The following is a 6,471-nucleotide window of genomic DNA, read 5'->3' on the forward strand; positions in this document are numbered from 1 at the left end:
GGCGACGGCGGCGGCGCCCCCGAGCCCGAGGACCGCGGTGACCGGCCACGGCACCACCCAGGCCGCCCAGGCGGGCGCCCAGAGCGCGACGCCGAGGCCCACGACCGGTACCGCGGCGAGCAGGAGGGTCAGGACTCGTCCGGCCGTCCCGTCCGCCGTCGCCCCGGACGCCTCGCCGGACACCTGGAGCAGGCCCGCCCCGCCCACGACCAGCAGGCCGACCGCGGCGCCGAAGGCCGCGTCGAGCACGACGTGCCCCACGGTGGCGCCCACGAGCAGGGCGGGCGCACCGCCGGCGAGCAGGCCCGCGCCGACGGCGGCCAGCGTGGCCCGCACCACGGACGGCGCGACGAGGCCCGTGCGGTCCGCCGACGTCGGCAGCCACCAGCGCACCCCGGCCGCCGGCAGCCCCGCGGGTCCCAGCCGGGTCGCGACGACGGCGCCTGCGGCCACGGCGAGCGCGAGCGCCATGGCCTGGATCAGCCCGTGACCGAGCCCGAAGCCCGAGGCGTCGGACGCGAGCAGCTCGCGCACCGGCGCGCCGAACCCCCACAGGTAGAGCACCACCAGCGCGGCCGTGATCGCGACCTGGCCGACGTCGGCCACCACCCGGCCCGGCTCGGTCGGCACGTTGTGGGCCCGCACGCGTGCCGTGAGCCGGCGCAGCTCGGCCCCGGTGAGCCGTTCGTCCTCGTCCGCGACAGGGCGCGGCAGCGGGCCGGTCACCGGAAGCCCGCCAGCACGCCCGGCGCGTCCGCGGGCGGCACCAGCACGGCGCCGTCGTCGGCCAGGTGCAGCGCACGGGCGCCCGTGGCGGCCAGGAGACGGTCGTCGTGGGTGGCGAACAGGACAGCGGTCCCGGCGTCGGCCTCGGCGCGGAGCGTCTCGCCGAGCCGGGTGCGCACGGCGGTGTCGAGGCGCTGCTCGGGCTCGTCGAGCACGAGCAGGTCGCGCGGGCGCACGAGGGCGCTCGCGAGCAGGAACCGGCGGCGCTGGCCGGAGGAGAGCGTGTGCGGCATGGCGCCCCCGTGGCCCGCGATGCCCATGTGCTCGAGCACCCGGTCGGTCACGGCCCCGGCGTCGCGCACCCCGTGACCGCGCGCGGTGAGCACGAGGTGCTCGCGCACGGTCACGCCGGGGAAGAACGCGTCGTCGTCCAGCACGCCCGCGACGCGGCGGCGGAAGTCACGCTCACGCTCGTCGACGCTCCGCCCGAACGCCCGTACCGTGCCCGACAACGGCTCCTGCAGACCCAGCACGGTGCGCAGGAGCGTCGACTTGCCGGTGCCGTTGGTCCCGATGACGGCGACGACGTCGCCGGGTCCCACGGTGAGCGTGACCGCGGGGCAGACGGCGTTGCCGCCGTACCCGACGACCAGGTCGGACAGTTCGAGGAGCGTCATGTCCTGCCCAACGTCCGAGGGGCCGGAAGTTCTCCCGACGGCGGCACCTCCTACGATGCCGGGCCGCCCAGGATCTCCCGTGCGCGGGCCACGTCCTCGTTCATCTGGGTGACGAGCGGCTCGATGCCGTCGAAGCGCAGCGTCGGACGCAGGTGGGCCACGAACTCGAGCGCGACCTCCTGGTCGTACAGGTCGAGGTCGGTGCGGTCGAGCACGTACGCCTCGACGCGGCGCTCGACGCCGTCGAAGGTCGGGTTGGTGCCCACCGAGATCGCGGCGGGCAGCACCTCCTCCTCGCCCGGCGCCGCAGGCCGGGACGAGCCGGTGCGGTCGGACGACGAGAGGCTCGCGCACGTGGCCGCGGCGCCGCGGCGCAGGCGGCCGGCGTAGACGCCGTCGGCCGGGACGAGGCCCGTGATGTCGCCGAGGTTGGCCGTGGGGAACCCGAGCTCGCGGCCGCGCGCGTCGCCGTGGACCACGGTGCCGCGCAGCAGGTGCGGGCGCCCGAGCACGTCGGCGGCCTGGCCGACGTCGCCCTCGGCGAGCAGCGCGCGGACCGCCGTCGACGACCAGCGCTGGTGCCCCTCGCCGTCGCGCCCCGCGTCCCCGACGTCCTCGATGGCGACCACCTCGAAGCCGTGCTGCCCGCCGAGCTCGACCATGGTGGCGAGGGTGCCCGCGTTCTGCTTGCCGAAGCGCACGTCGTGCCCCACCACCACGGTCCGGGCCCGCAGGCCGTCGACGAGGTAGCGCGCGACGAACTCCTCGGGCGTCTGCGCGGCGAAGTCGAGCGTGTAGCGGACCAGCAGGGTGGCGTCCAGCCCCGTGCGCTCCATGAGCGCGAGCCGGTCCTGCAGTCCCGTGATCAGCTCGGGCGCCGACTCGGGGCGGTGCACCGCGGCGGGGTGGGGGTCGAACGTGACGGCGACGGCCTGCGCGTCGTCACCGCGCGCGAGCCGGAGGATGCGGTCGAGCACGGCCTGGTGGCCACGGTGCACGCCGTCGAAGTTGCCGATCGTGACCACTGAGGGCCCGAATCCCGGGGGAACCTGGTCCAGGTCCGTCCACAGCTGCACGCGGGTTGCTCCTCATGTATCAGGTGGCGCGAGTACCGCAAGCCTATCGGCAGCCCACGGCTGCCCGGGGTCGGGCTCGGGCGATGTCAGGGGGCCGGCGCGAGCACCAGCACCGGCTTGGCGAGGCTCTCGCCCCGCCGTCGGGTGTCCTCCAGCAGCGCGACCAGCGCGCCCGCCGGCGACAGCGCCGCCACCACCTCCGGCCTGCCCGACGGCTCGACCCACTGGCCGTAGCCGAGCGCCCGGACCTCGACGTCGTCGAGCTCACGGACGGGGAACGTGCCGCGCGCGGCGTCGGCGAGAGGCAGCGTGGCCAGCGTGCCGTCGGCGTCGGCCTGCCGCTCCATGTCCTCCAGCGTGCGGGCACCGGACAGGTCGTAGCCCCCCACCCTGGTGCGGCGCAGCACCGTCAGGTGACCACCGGTGCCCAGGGCGGCGCCGAGGTCACGCGCCAGCGCGCGCACGTAGGTCCCGGACGAGACAGTCACGCGGACGTCGACGTCGATCACGGGCACCTCGCGCACGGGACCGGCGCCCGGGTCGGCGGCCGTCGGCACGACGCCGGGCACTGCGCCGGACCCTGCGCCGGACTCTGCGCCGTCCTCGTCAGGGCCCTCGAGATAGACCTCCGCGGGACCGCCGGCGGGCACGGTCGCCGTCCCGCGGCGCACGTCGAGCACGTCGAACCGGGAGACCGTCACCGGGCGGGCCTGCAGGGTGACGTCCTCGCCCGCGCGGACGCGCGCGTACGCCCGCTTGCCGTCCACCTTGACGGCGGAGACCGACGTCGGCACCTGCAGGATGTCACCCGTGAGGTCGGTGACCGCCGCATCCAGCGCGGCCTGCTCCACCGCCTCGACGGCCGCCGGGTCGGCCACGACGACGACGGTGCCCTCGGCGTCGTCGGTCGTCGTGGCGACGCCGAGCCGGATCGTCGCGTCGTAGTCCTTGTCGGCGCCGACCACGTAGGTCAGCAGGCGCGTCGCCTTGCCGACACCCAGCACGAGCACGCCGGTCGCCATCGGGTCGAGCGTTCCCGCGTGCCCGACCTTGCGGGTCCCGGCGAGCCGCCGCACGCGTCCGACCACGTCGTGGCTCGTCCAGCCCTGCGGCTTGTCGACGACGACGAACCCGTCGGCCGCCGTCGGCCGACGCGTCTGCGCCTGCGGGGTGGGTGAAATCATGGGTACCAGTATCTCGCTGCTCAGGGACGGCGCACGGCGTCGAGGTCTCCCCCGCGCCGTGCGCCGGGCCTCACTCGGACTCGTCGTCCTCGCGGGGCTTCTTGTACGGGTCCGCCTCGCCCGCGTAGGTGGCGCTCGCGCGGAGCGCCTCGAGCTCGGCGTCGCGCTTGCGGGCCTCGAGCAGCGCGGCGTCCAGCGTCGCGGCCGTCTCGGGCACGGAGTCCAGGTGGAACTCGAGCGCCGGCGTCAGGCGGACGCCCGTCTGCTTGCCCACCTCGGAGCGGATCATGCCGGTCGCGCTCTTCAGCGCGGCGGCCGTGCCCGCGCGCTCCTCGTCGGAGCCGTAGACGGTGTAGAAGATCGAGGCGTTCTGCAGGTCGCCCGTCACCCGCACGTCCGTGATCGTGACGAAGCCGAGCCGCGGGTCCTTGATCCGCGTGTCGATCATCTGCGCGACGATCACCTTGATGCGGTCGGCGAGCTTGCGTGCCCGCGGGTTGTCGACCATGGGTCGTTTCCTTTCGACGTGAGTGTCGACGCGAGTGCGGGGCGCCCGTCCGGTCCGGTCGAGCCGGCCGGGCGGACACCCCGCACTCCTTCAGTCATCGGCGAGCCGTGCGATCAGTCGCGCGGCTTCTCGCGCATCTCGAACGTCTCGATGATGTCGCCCTCGGTGATGTCGTTGAACGACCCGAGACCGATACCGCACTCGAAGCCCTCGCGGACCTCGGTGACGTCGTCCTTCTCGCGGCGCAGCGACTCGATGCTGAGGTTGTCCCCCACGACCGTGCCACCGCGCAGCACGCGCGCCTTGCTGTTGCGGCGGATGGTGCCGGAGCGAACCACCGAACCGGCGATGTTGCCGAACTTCGAGGAGCGGAAGACCTGGCGGATCTCCGCGGTCCCGAGCTGGACCTCCTCGTACTCCGGCTTGAGCATGCCCTTGAGGGCCGCCTCGACGTCCTCGATCGCCTGGTAGATGACCGAGTAGAACTTGACGTCGACGCCCTCGCGCTCCGCCAGCTCCTCGACGCGCTCGCCGTACTTCACGTTGAAGCCGATGATCACGGCGCTGTCGACGGTGGCGAGGTTGACGTCGTTCTGCGTGATGGCACCCACACCGCGGTGGATGACGCGCAGCTGGACCTCGTCGCCCACGTCGATCTTGAGCAGCGCGTCCTCCAGTGCCTCGACGGCACCGGACACGTCGCCCTTGAGGATGAGGTTGAGGCTCTCGACCTTGCCCTTCTTGAGCTCGGTGTCGAAGTCCTCGAGGCTGATCCGCTTGCGGCGCTTGGCCAGCGTCGCGGCGCGCTCGGCCGCCTCGCGCTTCTCGGCGATCTGGCGGGCGGTCCGGTCGTCGGGCGCCACGAGGAACGTGTCGCCCGCGCTCGGGACGCTCGTCAGACCCAGCACCTGGACGGGACGGGCCGGGGTGGCCGCCTCGACCGAGTTGCCGTGCTCGTCGAACATCGCGCGCACGCGGCCGTGGGCCGTGCCCGCGACGATCGCGTCACCGACGTGCAGCGTGCCGGACTGGACCAGCACCGTGGCCACGGAGCCGCGGCCCTTGTCGAGGTTGGCCTCGATCGCGACGCCGCGCGCGTCCTTGGACGGGTTGGCGCGCAGGTCGAGGGCCGCGTCGGCGGTCAGCAGGACGGCCTCGATGAGGTCGTCGATGCCGATGCCCGGCTTGGCCGCGACGTCGACGAACATCGTGTCGCCGCCGTACTCCTCCGCCACCAGGTTGTACTCGGTGAGCTGCTGACGCACCTTCGCCGGGTTCGCACCCTCGACGTCGATCTTGTTGACGGCGACCACGATCGGCACGCCGGCGGCCTGCGCGTGGTTCACGGCCTCGACCGTCTGCGGCATCACGCCGTCGTCGGCCGCGACCACGAGGATCGCGATGTCCGTGACCTGCGCACCACGGGCACGCATGGCGGTGAACGCCTCGTGGCCCGGGGTGTCGATGAACGTGATCGCCCGCTCGACGCCCTCGTGCTCGGCCGTGATCTGGTAGGCACCGATGTGCTGCGTGATGCCACCGTGCTCGCCGGCCACGACGTCCGACTTGCGGATCGCGTCCAGCAGCTTCGTCTTACCGTGGTCGACGTGACCCATGACGGTCACGACCGGCGGGCGGGCGACGAGGTCCTCGTCGGACTCGCCGGCCTCCTCGGCCTGCAGGTCGATGTCGAAGGTGCCGAGCAGCTCCCGGTCCTCCTCCTCCGCCGAGACCATCTCGATCACGTAGCCGAGCTCGGCGGCCAGCGTGCCGAAGGTGTCCTCGTCGAGGGACTGCGTGGCCGTGGCCATCTCACCCAGGTGGAACAGCACGGTCACGAGCGACGCGGGGTTCGCGTCGATCTTGTCCGCGAAGTCGTTCAGCGAGGCACCGTGGCGCAGGCGCACCACCGTCGAGCCGTTGCCGCGCGGGACCTGCACGCCGCCGAGCGACGGCGCCTGCATGGCCTCGAACTCCTGGCGCTTCGCCCGACGCGACTTGCGTCCGCGGACCGGCTTGCCGCCGGCGCGCCCGAAGGCACCCTGCGTCGAGCCACGACCGCCGGCACCACGGCGCGGGCCGCCGAAGCCGCCGCCACCGGGACGACCCGGGGCACCGGCACCGCCGCCGCCACCCGGACGGCCACCGCCACCACCGGGGCGGCCACGGCCACCACCGGGAGCCGGGCGGTCACCCGGACGCGGCATGGAGGTCCGGCCCGGCATCATGCCGGGGTTCGGACGCGGACCGCCGCCGCCACCGGGACGCGGGGCCGACGGACGCGGGCCACCCGGACGGGG

Annotated in this window: 5 protein-coding genes and 1 pseudogene; all 6 read right to left on the reverse strand. The window is 74.1% G+C overall.

The features are described from left to right. A pseudogene (locus HLB15_RS21650) lies at positions 1-726 on the reverse strand (hypothetical protein); the annotation flags it as partial. Then, positions 723-1,403, reverse strand: coding sequence for an ABC transporter ATP-binding protein (locus HLB15_RS21655; protein ID WP_171108567.1), 681 nt, complete (start codon positions 1,401-1,403; stop codon positions 723-725). The pseudogene HLB15_RS21650 and the gene HLB15_RS21655, both read right to left, overlap by 4 nt. Positions 1,404-1,453: 50 nt before the next feature. Then, positions 1,454-2,479: a bifunctional riboflavin kinase/FAD synthetase gene (locus HLB15_RS21660; protein ID WP_171108569.1), complete on the reverse strand. Its 1,026-nt coding sequence runs from the start codon at positions 2,477-2,479 to the stop codon at positions 1,454-1,456. Positions 2,480-2,565: 86 nt separating this feature from the next. Next, positions 2,566-3,663, reverse strand: coding sequence for a tRNA pseudouridine(55) synthase TruB (gene truB / locus HLB15_RS21665; RefSeq protein WP_171108571.1), 1,098 nt, complete (start codon positions 3,661-3,663; stop codon positions 2,566-2,568). 70 nt (positions 3,664-3,733) lie between these two features. Continuing rightward, a complete protein-coding gene (gene rbfA / locus HLB15_RS21670) occupies positions 3,734-4,171 on the reverse strand; it encodes a 30S ribosome-binding factor RbfA (protein ID WP_171108573.1) in 438 nt (145 codons plus the stop codon). A 113-nt stretch (positions 4,172-4,284) separates the two neighbouring features. Beyond that, the coding region (gene infB, locus HLB15_RS21675; RefSeq protein ID WP_171108575.1) for a translation initiation factor IF-2 at positions 4,285-6,471 on the reverse strand (2,187 nt) is incomplete at its 5' end.

Origin of the sequence: Promicromonospora citrea, from assembly GCF_013004695.1 — a bacterium.
GTDB lineage: Bacteria > Actinomycetota > Actinomycetes > Actinomycetales > Cellulomonadaceae > Promicromonospora > Promicromonospora citrea.